The following is a 14,362-nucleotide window of genomic DNA, read 5'->3' as shown; positions in this document are numbered from 1 at the left end:
TCGCGTTACTGCTGAAAATAATCGCTGTAATACTGCTGGCGATTCTGTACTAGTGTTTGACGGCCTTCGTGGCGGTGTGGGAGCAGTTCGGACAGTCCCAGTGGGACTGGGTCTTGGCAGAACTCAAGATCCACCCGCTCTCCGTGGCTCCTTCTCGTAAGTACCCCTTGCTTTTTCATGTAGAACGGTGCGATAGCCACGAGATCGACGAGTAGCATCGGCTTGGTCGCGAACCGTAATCGACCGACTGCTGGCCCGGCACCGTCTTCGACGCTCGTCCAGAGGCGTCCCAGATACTCGGCGGTGAAAATGGCGACGGAGAGAGTCTCGAACCAGTAGAACAACTCCCCGTAACTCGCCCTGAGGCCGTCGACCGTCTCGAGGACGACCATAACGACGTTCAGACAGATGAGAGCGATGATGGCTGCGTCGACGTAGTACCCGAATTTCCCACCCTCTTCGGGCGTCAGGAGGTGGTAGGTCCGTCGTCGGACGTAGGAGTACATAATCGATACGAGACTGTTCACCCACAGTACTAATTATCTTAGGTCCGGCGTCCAGCCGTCCGGTCGGAGGGTGATCCCTCGCCGTAGCGGGCTTGGATTGCCGCGTAGAGACAGCCTCCGTGTGGTCGTCCCGTGGCGAGCGAACCGGTTCGGGACGAGCGCAGACCTCGGCGCAGTCGGGAGCGCTACCTCTCCGTCGCGCGGTCCGTCTCGTCGCCCCCACGCGGGAGACGGATGCTGAACCGGCGGTCGTCCACCGGATCGGCGTCCATATCGCCGTTCGAGTTGAGGACCGCCCACCGAACCAGCCAGAATTCTAGTCCGTCGGGATGTTCGGTCGACGACTCCGATTCCCTGGCGATCACCTCGAAGTCGCTCTCGGGGATGGTCCGTCCGTGGTCGATCAGGTCGAGACACACTCGGTCGCCCCCGACCCGAACGACGAGTTCGACGTCGGCGTCGGCCGGGCCGGGCCTGACCGCGAGTTCGAGGACTTCCTCGAGTGCCGCCGGGAGGAGTCGACTCCCCCGGATAGTCGCCGACTCCGGGCTGTCGAGGCGGACCGTGGCCGCCGGGTGCTCCGCCCGGACGCCGGCGACGACCCGTTCGAGGGCACTCGCCAGATCGTACACCGTGGGTCCCTGGTCCGACCGACTGATGAGCCCCTCGAACTCGGTGATCTGCTCGCTGATCGAGAGGAGACTTTGTCCCGCGCGTTCGATCGTTTCCGCCGTCTCGACGACGGCCGGATCGTCGTCGGACTGGAGTCGTTCGGCGTGTCCGATGATCACGTTCATGCGGTTGCGCAGGTTGTGGCGCAACACCCGATCGAGCACCTGCAGGCGCTCCTCGCGCGACTTTCGTCGGGTGATATCGCGCTGCAACCCGAGGAAGTGCGTGACCGTCCCGTCGTCGTCGGTGACCGGCAGGAGGTCCACTTGGTTCCAGAAGGCCGTGCCGTCCTTCCGGTAGTTCAGCACTTCGACGGTGACCGGGGTTCCGGTGTCGATGGCTCGTCGCATCCGTGCGACCGGTTCGTCCGCGGTTCGACTCCCCTGTAGGAACCGGCAGTTCCGTCCCAGTGCTTCGGCCTGGGAGTAGCCCGTGATCTCCTCGAACGCCGAATTGGCGTAGACGAGCGGGGTGTCCTCCCGTCGTGCGTCGGCGATCGTGACGCCCTGGGCCGCCGACTGGATCGCCCGTCCGAACAGGGACAACCGCTGTTCGCGCTCGTGTTCGGCCGTCACGTCGCGGACGAGCAACTGCGTCGCCGGTTCCTCGCCGAAGACGACACGGGTCCCGGCCACCTTCGTCCGGACGTGGTCGCCGGCCGTCGTCCGCATGCGGACGCTCCGGAACCCCTCGACCCGCCCGTCGCGGTCGATGTCGCGCAGCGTCTCGGTGAACCGGTCGAGCGCGTCGTCCGGGACGAGCGTCGTGACGGAGCGCCCCTGCAGATCGGCGTCGTCGCCGCCGGCGAAGGTGTCGGCCGCGGCCGCGTTGCTGTACACGATCTCGTGATCGCGGAGGACGAGGAGCGCCTCGGGAGTGAGGTTGACCAGTCGTTCGTACTGCTGTTCTCGCTCCCGGAGGCGAGTGGCGGCCCGCCGGGCGTGCAACAGGTTCTCTATCCGGCGGCTGAGGAGCGACTGCTCGACCGGGAGCGGAACGATGTCGTCGACGAGCGACCGGCCGTCGTCGTCCTCGACGGCGAAGTGGTCGCCGACGGCGTCGCGTGCGGTCGTCACGAGCAGACAGGGCAGGAAGACGGGGTCCGATTCGGCCCGGTGACCGAGCAGTTCGTCGGCGGATCGGGCGAGCGCGGCGTCGTCGAGGAGACAGAGATCGTACGAGTCGGGGTCGGGAAGGGATCCCCCCGGATCGCGAACGACGACGCGGTACCGGGACAGCGAGTCGAGCCAGTCCCGGAGGAGCGTCCGATCTTGGCCGGGGTTAGCGATCAACAGGATCCGCTCGTCGGCCGGACTCCGCTCGACCGACTCGGCGGACCGATCCTCCATACCACGTTGGTGTAGGGCGGGCGAATATAAAACACCGGAGGCAGTCGATGGATCGGAGGGCGTGGCGTGTCGGCCACACCGGACGCGACGTCTCGTCGTCGCGGTTGGGTTCGGGTTATAACTCGTCACGACCAGTAACGGACGGCATGTCGTCACCGGAGCGTGTCTCGACCGGTATCGAGGGGTTGGACGGGGTTCTCGGCGGTGGCCTCCTCAAGCGCCGTGGATACATGGTCGACGGGTCGCCCGGCGTCGGGAAGACGATTCTCACGCTACACTTCCTGGAGGCGGGGGTAGCCGCGGACGAGACGGTCCTGTTCACCAACCTCGAGGAGGATCTGGACGACCTCAAGTCGAACGCCACGTCGCTCGGGTTCGACGTCGAGTCGATGGCGTTTCTAGATCTGCGCCCGACCGCGGAGGTGTTCACCGAAGACCAGTCGTACGAGGTGTTCTCGGCCGCCGAGGTCGAACGCGAACCGCTCACCGAGGAGATCAGTCGGCGGGTTCGCGAGGTCGAACCGGATCGCGTGGTCGTCGATCCGCTGACGCGGTTGCACGGCGTGCTGTCCGGAACGCCGGAGGTGGTCGAGCGATGGGGCGACTCGGGCGAAGAGTAGCGAGCCACGGAGCGCGGGGTGACGATCAGGAGTCGTCCAGATCCCGAAACGCGGCGTCGAAGTCCGTCTCGTCGAAGTCGCTCACGGCGAGGTCCGTCTCCGCTTTCAGATCGGCGATCCGGGCCTCCAGATCGGCGAACTCGGGGTTCGAGGCGAGTTCGCCGGCGTCCTTCTCGGCCACGAGCGCAGCACGCTGTGCGACGAGTCGGTAGTATGACTGGAGTTGCGCGTCGTACTCGCGGCGCGTGAGCATCCGCTCGACGACGCTTTGCAGTTGATCACGGTCGACGGGTTTGGTGACGTAACCGTCGAACCCCATCTCGAGGATGTCGAAATCCGGGTCGACTGCCGTCACCATGACGACCTGACAGTCGGACCCCTGGTCGCGGAGTCGCTCCAGGACCTCGTCGCCGGACAGGTCGGGCATCCGCCGATCCAGCAGGACGACGTCGACCGCGTCGTCGTGTGCGGCGAGGGCCTCCTCGCCGCCGTAGGCCGTGCGGACGTGGTAGTCGTCGGACAGCCACACCTCGTACAGATCGGTGAGGTCGCGTTCGTCGTCGACGACGAGGACCGTCGGTCGATCGTCCGGCGAGTCGGTCATGGCAAGGTCGAATTCCGAGCGTGCAGGTGTAAGCCTGTCCCGAGTACGGGGCGTTTCGAGAGGTAGTCGGTGCGGTGAGTCCCCGAATCGTGGGACACCGCGGTGTCCCCGGACGGCGAGTCGAGCCAGTTCCGATCGAACCTCGGTCGGAGTGCGAGGAGGTTCGACTCGTCGGGGTAGATTGATTCGGGCGACCGAGCGACTTCACCGTCCATTCCCCTCGGTGTAGGAATCCGAGGACTAAAAACGGTCCGGACGACGCCCCGACGCGGCGGGGTGGCGGCCGCACCACGAAGTGAGCGTCGACCGACTCGTCGGAGTAGGAGGTCAGCCGCCCCGCACCACTCCGGATGAACGCGCGGACGGCCGGAGGGAGCCACGTCGGGACGGCGGTCGTGAGTACGACCATGCCGACCAGTTCGACGAGCGTCTGGGTGACGACGATGGGAACGAGTTCGTACCCTGGTGGGAGCGCGAGCGTCAGCGGGAGGGCGACGAGCGTCAGGAACGTCTCGACGAACGGCCCGGCGTCGACGACGGCCGCGACGGCGGGGCCGACGAAGAGCCACAGGTACGCGGGCAACGCGAGGAGTTGCGCGAGCATCAGGGCCGGCGTCGTCGCCGTGAGTCGTTCGGCGTCGCCGCCCGCGAGATGCGTGAAGGTGATCACGTAGCCGATACACGGCGTCAGGAGAACGAGCAACGCACCGGCGACCACGACCGGATCGGGTGAGAGCGCCCGCGTGAGCGTCCAAGCGACGACGGGAACGACGAGGAAGTTCGTCCCGAGTGCCGCGGCCACGAACCGCCCGTCGGTGAACGCGCGGCGAAACCGGACGAAGGGGACGTCGAGGAAGGTGACGTGAGGAGCGTCGCCAACACGGGGTCGACGACCCGTTCGGCGGTCGAGGCCGACGCCGGACGGATCAGAGCGACGGCGTACAGGGCGACTTGGTGTCGCCGTAACCGGTGCTTGGCCTCCATTCGAGTTGGCTTCGGGGCGGAAGAGGAAGCCACCTTCTCCGGTGTGGCCGGCCTCGTCGCGTCGCCAGCTACCAGTCAGTCCCGTGACAGGACCGAACGGCGAATGAAAACGGGAGAGGTTCGAATCGCCACCCCGAACTCGGTGCCCGGGCCCGGGAGCGTGGAGTGACCTCCGGGACGGCGTCGTCGAAGACGGTGCCGTGGGGGAACGGCACCGAGCACCGAGGTGCCAGTGGGGTGTGCCGGGCGCGCGGGTGGGGAGGATGGGAACTGAAGCCGGTGTGCGCGCCCGGTCGGACGATTGCCGTCCCCCCAACTTAAATATACGTCAGACATCGGTGAGGTCGCCGACACGTCGACGAAGAACGATTGTACCGAGAGGCCCGTGTGTCCACCGGACTGCGTGGGGATGTCTCCCCGTTACCGCGGTCGGAGGCTCGACGCGGTCTGGATCGTTCGAAAACCAACGGGAACCGTCGTATCTCTCGTAAATCGGATAGACACTGATTCGGAGAGCGATGTCGGAGCGACCGAGAGACAGCGGATATACTGTTTACGGAGGTTGTTCTAGATGGTATTGAGAGAGCAGTATCGGAGCATACCGGGAAATATCAAAATTATAAACAGTATTTGAACACTGCCGACCAGCAGTATTCGGATGTCGATACTAAACCAACAGGAGGAGGGGTTGTTCAGTTTCGATAACCAGGATATGATGGTGTTCATACTCGTCATGTCCCTCCACGGGTTGCAGATGATGTTCGCGGAACTGCTCCCGTCGTTCTCGCTCGGCGGGTTGGAACTCGAACTCGGGCCGTTCCTCTTCATTTCGTACACGCTCGTCTTCCTCTTCCGATCCTTCTGGGCCTGTCTGGCCGTCCCGGTCGGTGGTATCGTCTTCGGTGAGATCCTGATCGGCGATTTCAGTGCGTTCGGGGCCGTCGAGAGCCTCCTCATGATCACGGTTTCGCTGTACATCGCGACGACGATGATCTCCGACCCGGAGGACGTGACGTGGCTCGCGGTGCTTGCGGTGGTCGCCAAGGGACTGGAGGAACTCGCGGCGCAGTTCATCGACGTCGGGAAGTTCTACGTCGGGGTCGAGTCACTGGAGGCTATCGAGTGGCTCCCGGAGACGATCTGGGCCGTCGAAATCGCGGGTGCAACCACACAGGTCATCATCGCGGGGATCATCTTCGGCGCGCTTCCGATGATGTACTTCTATCCGCGGATGCGCGGGAAGATCGAACCGCTGCTCGGGATGGAACCGGTCGACGGTCACCCGAGCGGCAAGCGGATCAACCGTGATACGTACAAGGGGCTTCTCGCATGGGTCGTCCTGACTCCCATCGCGTTCGTCTTCGAGGCCTTCAGCGAGACCAGTGGGGCGTTCCTCGTCTTCGAACCGCAGTTCGTCGAATCGTACGGGCAGGTGTTCTTCGCAGTGCCGATCGTCGCCGCCGCAATCGTCGCCTACGGCGTGGTGTACTACCGCCAGCAGGACACCGCGTAATCACTCCGTTTCACTTTTTTGAAGTTCAATGACTTCAACGACAATCACTGTCGACGACCTGACGTTCCGGTACCCGGGCAGCGACGACCCAGTGTTACGGAACGCGAACGTCGAGATCGATTCCGAGGAGTTCACCGCGATCATCGGTGCCAACGGGAGCGGCAAAACGACGCTGTGCAAGGCGTTCAACGGACTGGTACCCCATTTTTTCGACGGGACGTTCGAGGGGACGGTCACAGTTGGGGACACCGTCACGACCGAGAGCGACGTCTCGGCTCTCTCCCGGACGGTCGGCTACGTGTTTCAGGACTTCGAGAACCAACTCGTCCAGCCGATCGTCCGCGACGACGTGGCGTTCGCGCCGAAAAATCACGGGGTGGTAGACTACCGGACCCGTGCGATGGATGCACTCGAAGCGGTGGGACTCGACGACGCCGCCGATCGGTTCATCTGGGAACTCAGCGGCGGCCAACAACATCTGGTCGCCCTCGCTGGCGTGCTATCGATGGACCCGAACATCATCATCGTCGACGAGCCGGCGGCCCAACTCGATCCTCACAACGCCCGACGAACCTACGAACAGCTTCGCGATATCCAGCGGAACACCGACGTCGGCGTGATAGTGATCGAACACCACACGGAGTTCATCGCCGACTACTGTGACCGACTTGTCATGGTCGCCGACGGCGACGTGGCGTGGACCGACCCGGTCGACATCGGACTGAACCGGGTCGAGGAACTGCTCGACGCGAACATCCACCCGCCACAGGTCACCCAAATCGCCCGGCAACTGTCGGAGGAGGACGGAACCTTGCCGAACGGTCGGTATCCGGTGACGGTCGAACAGGCCGCCGATGCCTTTCCGACGGCCGTCCCCGAAAAGGATCACACGGTAACGCTGGACGGTAGCGGCACCACTGAGACCCTTATTAGCGTCCGCGACGTGACCCACGGCTATCCGACGCTTCGCGAGGGCCGAAAGACGGTTCTCGACGGGTTCGATTTGAACCTGTACGCCGGTAACAGGGTTGCCCTCGTCGGAGCCAACGGTGCCGGGAAATCCACGCTGCTCCGGTTGCTTACCGGCCTCGAATCGCCGGACGAGGGAGCTGTCACCGTTCTCGGCAACGATACGAACGACACGCTCCCCGAGGAACTGGCCGAGGAGACGGTGTACATCCACCAGAATCCCGAGGAGATGTTCGTCGAGGAAACGGTCCGGGACGACGTCGCGTACTACTTGGAAAACAGGAACGCTCCGAACGTCGACGAGCGGGTCGACGACGTCATCGAATTCCTCGACCTCGAAGACATCGCCGACCGAGATGGCCGACTCCTGAGTATCGGCCAACAGCGGCGTGCGTCGCTGGCGATCGGTCTGGCGACCGACCCGACCATCGTACTGCTCGACGAACCAACCGGGAGCCTCGACCTCCAGAGCCGCCGCGAGGTGACACGGATGCTCTCGCGATCGGAGTCCCGCACGGAGACGGTCGTCGTCGCCACACACGACCTCAAGCTGGTAGCCGAGTGGGCGGATCGAGTGATCGTCCTCGGCCCCGACGGAATCCTGGCCGACGAAACGCCACAGTCGATATTCGGTCGGCCCGACCTCCTGGAACGGGCCCACCTCCGACCACCGCAAGTCGTCGAACTCAGCGAACGGCTCGGGATCGACCCGCCCTCGCTATCGACATCGGAACACCTCGAACGGCTGCCGAGACGGGAGGTCCAGTGATGGGGTATCTCGACGCGCTCCGGAACATTACGATCGCCGATATCAAGGTCGACCTCATGCGGACGGCCTACGACAACGAGGGGGCGTTGCTAAACAAGTTCGACCCACGTGTCGTGATCGTCTGGTCTGCGATCTTCGTCATCGTCCCTTGGTTCTTCTACGAACCCGAACCGCTGTTCGCGATGCTGGTTGCGTCGCTGACGCTGGCGTACCTCTCACAGACCAGCGTCTACCTCCTCGTGCTCCTGATCTGGGGGAGCCTCTCGAACATCGGATTCATCGTCATCCTCAGTTCCGTCGTCTACTGGTGGCAAGGGGGAACTGGGGGGCTCCGGGGCGCGGTCGTCGACAACAGCGTCGCACTCCTCCCGTTTACCATGAAACTGACCGTCATCTCGGTCGTGAGTCTAGCGGCGTTCTCGGCGATGAGTCCGAAGAAACTCGCCAAGGGACTGTTGAGCCTCGGTGTTCCTCGGCCGTTCACCTTCGCGATCGCGTATGGCTACCGGATGATGCCGGTCCTACTCGAGGAGTACCACGACTTGGTCAACTCGTTGCGGCTCCGAAACGAGGCTCCCGAGAACCGCGGTCCGTTTCGGTGGCGATACTACCTGTATCTGCTGAAGCTCTCGATCAAAGCCTTCTATCCGATGGCGTTCAACGTCGCCAAACGCTCTAGAGTCACCGTCGAGGCGATGGAAACCAAGGGGTTCTCCCACTCTCTGGGCGACGAAGCCAGCCGAGAACTCAGGCTGGGCGACCTCGAAATCCAGCCACGCGACGTGACGTTCATGTTGGTGTCGCTGCTGTTCGTCGTCGTCGTCGCGGTATTTCTGTAACTTCCGTCGCGGTTCCCGTTCGGAACGTGGACGCCGATCGCTACCCAAGCAGGTCGTCGATTCCGAGGGGTTCGATATCCGCCTCGGCGACGAGTTCCCGGAGCACCGGGACGCGGTCGGTCAGTTCGTCGGGTCGGTGGCTGTCGCTTCCGAGGACGAACCCGACACCGCGGTCGTCGAACGGGTCGAACATCGACGGATCGGGATGTGGGCGACCTAGCGTCCGGTTGATCCGCCCGGCGTTGAGTTCCGGGACGGTCCGCGAGTCGGCCAGCGCCGCGGCGACGCGTTCGTAGTCCTCCCTGTGTGAGTGGCCACGCAGCGTCTCCAGTCGTTCGGGCAGGTCGAGATGGCCGAGCACGTCGAACAGTTCCGATTCGACCAGCCCGACGACGGCGTCGTAGTAGCGTTCGACCGCGGCCCGACGGAACTCGTCGCTCTCGCCGACGTACGGGACATCGCTGGTGTAGTCGTACGCGTCGGCGAAGTGGACGCTGCCGATGGTGTAGTCGAAGCCGGCGGTTTCGAGGAACGCCTCGGTCGCGTCGGTCTCGCTCTCGACGTAACACACCTCCGCGGCGTCGTACAGCGTCAGGTCGACCCGCTCTCGGGTCGCCTCGATGACCTCGCGCCGCCGCTCGTACGTCTCGACGAGGTCGTACTGTGCCCGGCGACCGAACGCGTCGTCGGTCACGATGCAGTGGTCGGTCAGGCCCAGAGCGTCGAGGCCGGCGTCCGAGGCTGCCCCGATCATCGCCGACAACTCGGACCCGTCGGAGAAGGTCGTATGCGTGTGGACGTCCGCCCGCATCACGCGTCACCGGCGACATCGTACAGTTTCTGCCCGTCGAGTTTCGGCACGATATCCCGGCTGTCGACGTTTAGTGCGTACTCGTAGAGATCGGTGCGCTTGATCCGGGGCCGCCGTTCGTACTTCGGACCCTTCGAGAACGCGACCATCTCGTGATAGACCGCCAGTTCGCGGTCGGTCGGCGGATCGTCGAGCAGATGTCGCGCGATGAACAGCGCGCCGGCGACGTCCTCCGGCGACGGTTTCCCGTTGGACCCGGCGGCGACGAAGTACGTCTCCCCGTCCCGTTCGCGGAGGTGATCGGCCACCGCGACGCCGTTGGTCAGTCCACCGACGTAGATTTCGACGTCGCCGTCCCCAGCCAACCGAAGATCGGTGACGGCGTTGCCGCCGTTCGTGGACGTCATCGCCGTCGGACGGCCCGCAACGTCGACGTCTTGGACGAAACTCGGCGAATTGAAGAAGTCGTAGCCCGGTTCACCCCGGTAGTTCGGACCGGAGCCACCGCCGATCTTCGCCCGCGGGTGGTCCGCTTTGAATGCCGGTTCGTCGCCACGCGTTTCGGTGATATGGACGTACGTAGCGCCGTTGGCGAACAGTTCGGGGACCGTCGTCGAGAACTGCGCCACGTCGACGACGACGTAGTTACCCGGGTTCGGATCGTCGGGAATCTGTGCCCTTGCTGGAATCAGGCGGTCGATAGGGAGCGACTCCGCCGTCCCGTCTGCGAGTAGACTCACACACGTGCCACGGCGGATGCGCACATGAGTGTGACTAAGAGGACTATATGCTGCTACGAAGACCTCGGCAGCGACGGGGTGTGTGAGCCGGTATCCGTCGATCCGATGAGTCGGCGGTCCCGTTGGATGCGCGCCGAATCGCCGTCGCTCGCTCTCGGGGCACACTCGGACCGACGAGGCCAACCCTCTTTATCGGGGGGGACCCAGCGTCTCCCGTGACCTCGACTTGGGCCGACCTCTTCGTTCGTGCCGACCGCTACGACCGGACCGAGACGGACGTGACCGACGCGCTGGCGCGCCACCGCGATGGGGAGTGACCCCTCACCCGCGCGGGTCGTCGCCGACGCGGACGTGCTCGCGGTGGATCTGCTCGTCGGCGGCGACGCCCGCGCGGCGCTCGATCACGTCCGCGAACACTCGTGGGTGACGCTCGTCGCCAGCGACCACCTCCTCGACGAGGCGGCGGCGGTGATCCGGGAACTCGGGGACGACGACCTAGCACGGGACTGGCGGGCGCGCGTCGAGGAGGCGTGCACCCTCGTCGACCACCCGGCGGAGGATCGGCCAGCGCTCGCCGCCGCCTATCGCGGCGGCGCGATGCACCTCCTGACGCTCGACGAGTTCCTGCTGTCGGCGTCGGCCGGGGCGAACATCCGGAAGCGCGTGGAGACGAGCGTGCGTCATCCCCGCGCGTTCGCGACGCTGTTCGACGCCGAGAGCCTCTATCGGGAGGTGGTGAGCGGCGAGTATCCGGGGCCGGACCGCGATCCGCGGGCGTGACTACCGCGTCGCGTACCACTCGGCGAACTTCGCGAGCGCCCGCCCGCGGTGCGAGATGGCGTTCTTCTCGGCGGCGCTCATCTCCGCGAGCGTCGTCCCGTCGTGTTCGAAGATCGGATCGTAGCCGAAGCCGCCGTCGCCGCGGGGGTCGACGATCCGTCCGCGGACGACACCCTCGAAGAGTTTGACGGGGAGGTCGTCGGCGTCGCCTCCGTCGTCCGCCGCGGCCGCGGCGGCGCGGTCCCCGCGGTCGACCGGATCGGGGCTGGTGTCGAAGGGGTCGCCGTCGCAGTAGGCGAGCACACACCGGAAGGCGGCGCGGGCCGGGGCATCGTCGCCGCCGCCGGCGTCGCGGGCCAACTCGCCGACCCGCTCGATCCCGAGCGTCTCCTCGACGTAGGAGGAGTAGGGACCGGGGAAGCCGTCGAGGTCGTCGACGAACAGGCCCGCGTCGTCGACGAGGACCGGTTCGTCGGCGTGCCGGTACGCCTCGCGAGCCCCGTGGGCGGCGATGGGGTCCAGCGTCGGTGCTTGGATCTCGGCGTAGTCGAAGTCGAGTTGGGCGACCGAGCCGTCGTCGAGGTACTCACGGGCTTCGCGAACCTTGCCCGCGTTCGTGGTGACGTAGCGGAGCACACCGGGCCATGGATCGGTCGGAGCAAAGAGCCGTCGGTCCGGCCGTGAGGCCGGATTCGAGGCCGATCGGACGCGGTCCCCCGACCACACGAGTCGGCGACCGTGACGGACGGCGAACCCGCGTCGGCAAACAGCAAGTTTATCACCCGCAGGGAGCGAAATTCCTCCAAGATTACTCTCAATGGCGACGGAAACACACCAGCAACCGGAGGTGAACATCGGCCTCGTCGGCCACGTCGATCACGGCAAGACGACGTTGGTCCAGGCCCTCAGCGGGTCGTGGACCGACCAGCACTCCGAGGAGATGAAACGCGGCATCTCGATCCGCCTTGGCTACGCGGACGCGACGTTCCGAACGTGCCCCGGCCTCGACGCCCCCGACCGGTTCACGGTCGAGGAGACCTGTGCGGACGGCTCGGAGAGCGAACCGTTGCGGACGGTCTCTTTCGTCGACGCGCCCGGTCACGAGACGCTGATGGCGACCATGCTCTCCGGTGCGTCGCTCATGGACGGGGCCGTCCTGGTCGTGAGCGCGACCGATCCGGTGCCACAGGCCCAGACCGAGGAACACCTGATGGCACTCGACATCATCGGCATCGACAACATCGTCATCGCCCAGAACAAGATCGACCTCGTCGACCGCGAGGGTGCGGTCCGGAACCGCGAGGAGATCGAGGCGTTCGTCGAAGGGACCGTCGCCGAGGACGCCCCCATCGTCCCGATCAGCGCCCAACAGGAGGTGAACATGGACCTCCTCATCGGCGCCATCGAGGAGGAGATCCCCACGCCGGAGCGCGATCCCGAGGAGGCCGCGCGGATGTTCGCCGCCCGGAGTTTCGACATCAACCGGCCGGGGACGACCTGGGGGGACCTCCAGGGCGGTGTCGTCGGTGGCAGCCTGGTCGACGGGACGCTCGAGGTCGGCACGGAGATCGAGCTCCGGCCGGGTCGCGAGGTCGAGGAAGGGGGACAGAGCGAGTGGCGACCGATCACGACCGAGGTGCGGTCGCTCCAGGCCGGCAACCAGTCGGTCGACGTGGCCCGCCCCGGCGGACTGCTCGGCGTCGGCACCGGTCTCGATCCGGCGCTCACGAAAGGCGACGCGCTCGCGGGCCAGGTCGCCGGCGAACCGGGGACGCTTCCTCCGACCCACGAGGCCTTCGAGATGGACGTCGATCTGCTCGATCGGGTCGTCGGCGAGGAGAGCGAGGAGATCGAGGAGATATCCACGGGCGAACCGCTGATGCTCACCGTCGGCACCGCGACGACTGTGGGCGCGGTGACGAGCGCCCGATCCGGCGAGTGTGAGGTGTCGCTGAAACGCCCCGTCTGTGCGGAGGCGGGGGCACAGATCGCCATCAACCGCCGTGTCGGTGCGCGGTGGCGACTCATCGGGATCGGCACCCTCAAGTGACTCGCCACCCCGTCGCAATGGACACCAGCGCGCTCATGATGCCCGTCGAATGTGACGTCCGCGTGTTCGACGAACTCGATCGGCTCCTCGAGTCGGTCGCGTTCGTCACGCCAGCGACGGTGATCGAGGAACTCGACTCGCTCGCGACGGGTGCGGGCGAGGAGGCAACCGCCGCCAGCGTGGGACGGGACCTGGCCGAGCGGTGCCGCGTGGTGGAGACCGACGCATCGTACGCAGACGACGCCCTCGTCGAACTCGCCGACCGTGGCGACTGCGACTACGTCGTGACGAACGACGGCCCCCTCAAGGACCGCGTGCTCGGACGTGACGTTCGGGTAATCGGTTTAAGGGGTCGGAACAAACTGACCATAACACAACCTTAGCATGTACAAACGGGTACGACTCAAGGACACGGTCGAGGTGCCCCCGCGGCACCTGGCCGACGTGACGCCCGAGCGGGTGAAGCGCCTGCTCCAGGACAAGCTCGAAGGACGGATGGACGAGGAGGTGGGGAGCGTCGTGAGCGTCGTCAACGTCCACGACATCGGTGACGGCGCGGTCCTCCCCAACCGACCCGGCGTCTACTACGAGGCCGAGTTCGACGCCATCACCTTCGATCCACAGATGCAGGAGGTCGTCGACGGCACGGTCGTCGAAGTCGTGGAGTTCGGCGCGTTCGTCGGGATCGGTCCCGTCGACGGGCTGCTCCACGTCTCCCAGATCTCCGACGAATACCTCGCCTACGACGGCGAGAACCAGCAGCTCGCGTCGACGGAGACCAACCGAACCCTCGGCGTCGGCGACGAGGTCCGGGTGCGAATCGTCACCAAGAGCGTCGACGAGCGCAACCCTCGGGACAGCAAGATCGGTCTGACGGCGAAACAGCCGGGACTGGGCAAGCACGGCTGGCTCGAAGAGGAGCGACAGGAGCGCGAGGCGGAGATGGAGGGTAACTGATGGCCGAGGACCGCCTCGCCTGCCGTGAGTGCCACTACATCAACGAACCCGACAAACAGACCTGTGCGAGTTGCGGGTCGTCGAGTCTCACGGAGGACTGGGCGGGCTACGTCATCGTCACCCACCCCGACCGCTCGGCGGTCGCCGAGGAGATGAACGTCTCCGAATCCGGCGGCTACGCGCTGAAGGTCCGCTGACC

The 14,362-nt window shown here is 65.4% G+C and carries 14 protein-coding genes and 2 pseudogenes; 9 read left to right on the top strand and 7 right to left on the bottom strand.

Annotated features, from left to right (window positions below; translation table 11 throughout):
* Window positions 1-5: 5 nt before the first annotated feature.
* A complete protein-coding gene (locus NBT81_RS03350) occupies window positions 6-506 on the bottom strand; it encodes an ion transporter (RefSeq protein WP_338741051.1) in 501 nt (166 codons plus the stop codon).
* 185 nt (window positions 507-691) lie between these two features.
* Window positions 692-2,527 carry a PAS domain S-box protein gene (locus NBT81_RS03345; RefSeq protein ID WP_338741050.1) on the bottom strand — a complete coding sequence of 612 codons (1,836 nt, stop codon included), beginning with the start codon at window positions 2,525-2,527 and terminating at the stop codon, window positions 692-694.
* 146 nt (window positions 2,528-2,673) lie between these two features.
* Here NBT81_RS03345 and NBT81_RS03340 point away from each other — a divergent pair.
* A pseudogene (locus NBT81_RS03340) lies at window positions 2,674-3,099 on the top strand (ATPase domain-containing protein); the annotation flags it as partial.
* Between the two features lie 73 nt (window positions 3,100-3,172).
* Here NBT81_RS03340 and NBT81_RS03335 read toward each other — a convergent pair.
* Both NBT81_RS03335 and NBT81_RS17280 read right to left on the bottom strand, forming a co-directional pair.
* Window positions 3,173-3,751: a response regulator gene (locus NBT81_RS03335; RefSeq protein ID WP_338741046.1), complete on the bottom strand. Its 579-nt coding sequence runs from the start codon at window positions 3,749-3,751 to the stop codon at window positions 3,173-3,175.
* A 367-nt stretch (window positions 3,752-4,118) separates the two neighbouring features.
* Window positions 4,119-4,735 (bottom strand): annotated as a pseudogene (locus NBT81_RS17280) (hypothetical protein); the annotation flags it as partial.
* Window positions 4,736-5,393: 658 nt separating this feature from the next.
* Here NBT81_RS17280 and NBT81_RS03325 point away from each other — a divergent pair.
* The 3 genes from NBT81_RS03325 to NBT81_RS03315 are packed head-to-tail and all read left to right on the top strand — an operon-like array spanning window position 5,394 to window position 8,825.
* Entirely contained in the window at window positions 5,394-6,248 is an 855-nt protein-coding gene (locus NBT81_RS03325) for a hypothetical protein (protein WP_338741044.1), read from the top strand.
* A gap of 28 nt (window positions 6,249-6,276) precedes the next feature.
* Complete coding sequence (locus tag NBT81_RS03320) at window positions 6,277-7,986, top strand: energy-coupling factor transporter ATPase (protein WP_338741042.1); 1,710 nt, start codon at window positions 6,277-6,279, stop codon at window positions 7,984-7,986.
* Window positions 7,986-8,825 carry an energy-coupling factor transporter transmembrane component T gene (locus tag NBT81_RS03315; protein WP_338741040.1) on the top strand — a complete coding sequence of 280 codons (840 nt, stop codon included), beginning with the start codon at window positions 7,986-7,988 and terminating at the stop codon, window positions 8,823-8,825. The genes NBT81_RS03320 and NBT81_RS03315 overlap by 1 nt, the downstream gene beginning before the upstream one ends.
* Before the next feature lie 40 nt (window positions 8,826-8,865).
* On the opposite strand, the gene NBT81_RS03310 is transcribed toward NBT81_RS03315, so the two are convergent.
* Together NBT81_RS03310 and NBT81_RS03305 are read right to left on the bottom strand one after the other, a co-directional pair.
* The gene (locus NBT81_RS03310) at window positions 8,866-9,636 is read right to left on the bottom strand and encodes a PHP domain-containing protein (RefSeq protein WP_338741039.1); all 771 of its coding nucleotides are present in this window, start codon (window positions 9,634-9,636) and stop codon (window positions 8,866-8,868) included.
* The gene (locus tag NBT81_RS03305) at window positions 9,636-10,376 is read right to left on the bottom strand and encodes a 2-phosphosulfolactate phosphatase (RefSeq protein ID WP_338741038.1); all 741 of its coding nucleotides are present in this window, start codon (window positions 10,374-10,376) and stop codon (window positions 9,636-9,638) included. Before NBT81_RS03305 ends, NBT81_RS03310 begins: the two co-directional genes overlap by 1 nt.
* Before the next feature lie 306 nt (window positions 10,377-10,682).
* Between NBT81_RS03305 and NBT81_RS03300 the strand changes: the two genes are divergently transcribed.
* A complete protein-coding gene (locus tag NBT81_RS03300) occupies window positions 10,683-11,156 on the top strand; it encodes a DUF7384 family protein (protein WP_338741037.1) in 474 nt (157 codons plus the stop codon).
* Here the strand turns inward: NBT81_RS03300 and NBT81_RS03295 are convergent, their stop codons facing one another.
* Window positions 11,157-11,792 (bottom strand): non-canonical purine NTP pyrophosphatase, encoded by a 636-nt coding sequence (locus NBT81_RS03295; RefSeq protein WP_338741035.1) that lies wholly within the window; start codon window positions 11,790-11,792, stop codon window positions 11,157-11,159.
* A 181-nt stretch (window positions 11,793-11,973) separates the two neighbouring features.
* On the opposite strand from NBT81_RS03295, the gene NBT81_RS03290 reads away from it, so the two are divergent.
* From NBT81_RS03290 to spt4, 4 genes are read left to right on the top strand one after another with little or no spacing between them, the layout of a single operon-like run.
* Window positions 11,974-13,206, top strand: coding sequence for a translation initiation factor IF-2 subunit gamma (locus NBT81_RS03290; protein WP_338741034.1), 1,233 nt, complete (start codon window positions 11,974-11,976; stop codon window positions 13,204-13,206).
* Window positions 13,207-13,223: 17 nt separating this feature from the next.
* A complete protein-coding gene (locus tag NBT81_RS03285) occupies window positions 13,224-13,589 on the top strand; it encodes a PIN domain-containing protein (RefSeq protein ID WP_338741033.1) in 366 nt (121 codons plus the stop codon).
* Window position 13,590: 1 nt separating this feature from the next.
* Window positions 13,591-14,163 (top strand): DNA-directed RNA polymerase, encoded by a 573-nt coding sequence (locus tag NBT81_RS03280; RefSeq protein WP_338741030.1) that lies wholly within the window; start codon window positions 13,591-13,593, stop codon window positions 14,161-14,163.
* The gene (gene spt4, locus NBT81_RS03275; RefSeq protein ID WP_338741029.1) at window positions 14,163-14,360 is read left to right on the top strand and encodes a transcription elongation factor subunit Spt4; all 198 of its coding nucleotides are present in this window, start codon (window positions 14,163-14,165) and stop codon (window positions 14,358-14,360) included. Before NBT81_RS03280 ends, spt4 begins: the two co-directional genes overlap by 1 nt.
* The last annotated feature ends 2 nt before the right edge of the window (window positions 14,361-14,362 follow it).

The sequence above is a fragment of the Haloplanus sp. CK5-1 genome, from assembly GCF_037201915.1.
Classification (GTDB): domain Archaea; phylum Halobacteriota; class Halobacteria; order Halobacteriales; family Haloferacaceae; genus Haloplanus; species Haloplanus salilacus.
Note: the sequence above shows the minus strand (reverse complement) of the source record. Positions and strands in the feature narration are given on the sequence as shown.

Excerpts from the sequence above, each read along its gene's own strand:
- NBT81_RS03350 (WP_338741051.1), bottom strand. The coding sequence starts at position 506 with ATGTACTCCTACGTCCGACGACGGACCTACCACCTCCTGACGCCCGAA.
- NBT81_RS03345 (WP_338741050.1), bottom strand. The coding sequence starts at position 2,527 with ATGGAGGATCGGTCCGCCGAGTCGGTCGAGCGGAGTCCGGCCGACGAG.
- NBT81_RS03335 (WP_338741046.1), bottom strand. The coding sequence starts at position 3,751 with ATGACCGACTCGCCGGACGATCGACCGACGGTCCTCGTCGTCGACGAC.
- NBT81_RS03325 (WP_338741044.1), top strand. The coding sequence starts at position 5,394 with ATGTCGATACTAAACCAACAGGAGGAGGGGTTGTTCAGTTTCGATAAC.
- NBT81_RS03320 (WP_338741042.1), top strand. The coding sequence starts at position 6,277 with ATGACTTCAACGACAATCACTGTCGACGACCTGACGTTCCGGTACCCG.
- NBT81_RS03315 (WP_338741040.1), top strand. The coding sequence starts at position 7,986 with ATGGGGTATCTCGACGCGCTCCGGAACATTACGATCGCCGATATCAAG.
- NBT81_RS03310 (WP_338741039.1), bottom strand. The coding sequence starts at position 9,636 with ATGCGGGCGGACGTCCACACGCATACGACCTTCTCCGACGGGTCCGAG.
- NBT81_RS03300 (WP_338741037.1), top strand. The coding sequence starts at position 10,683 with ATGGGGAGTGACCCCTCACCCGCGCGGGTCGTCGCCGACGCGGACGTG.
- NBT81_RS03290 (WP_338741034.1), top strand. The coding sequence starts at position 11,974 with ATGGCGACGGAAACACACCAGCAACCGGAGGTGAACATCGGCCTCGTC.
- NBT81_RS03285 (WP_338741033.1), top strand. The coding sequence starts at position 13,224 with ATGGACACCAGCGCGCTCATGATGCCCGTCGAATGTGACGTCCGCGTG.
- NBT81_RS03280 (WP_338741030.1), top strand. The coding sequence starts at position 13,591 with ATGTACAAACGGGTACGACTCAAGGACACGGTCGAGGTGCCCCCGCGG.
- spt4 (WP_338741029.1), top strand. The coding sequence starts at position 14,163 with ATGGCCGAGGACCGCCTCGCCTGCCGTGAGTGCCACTACATCAACGAA.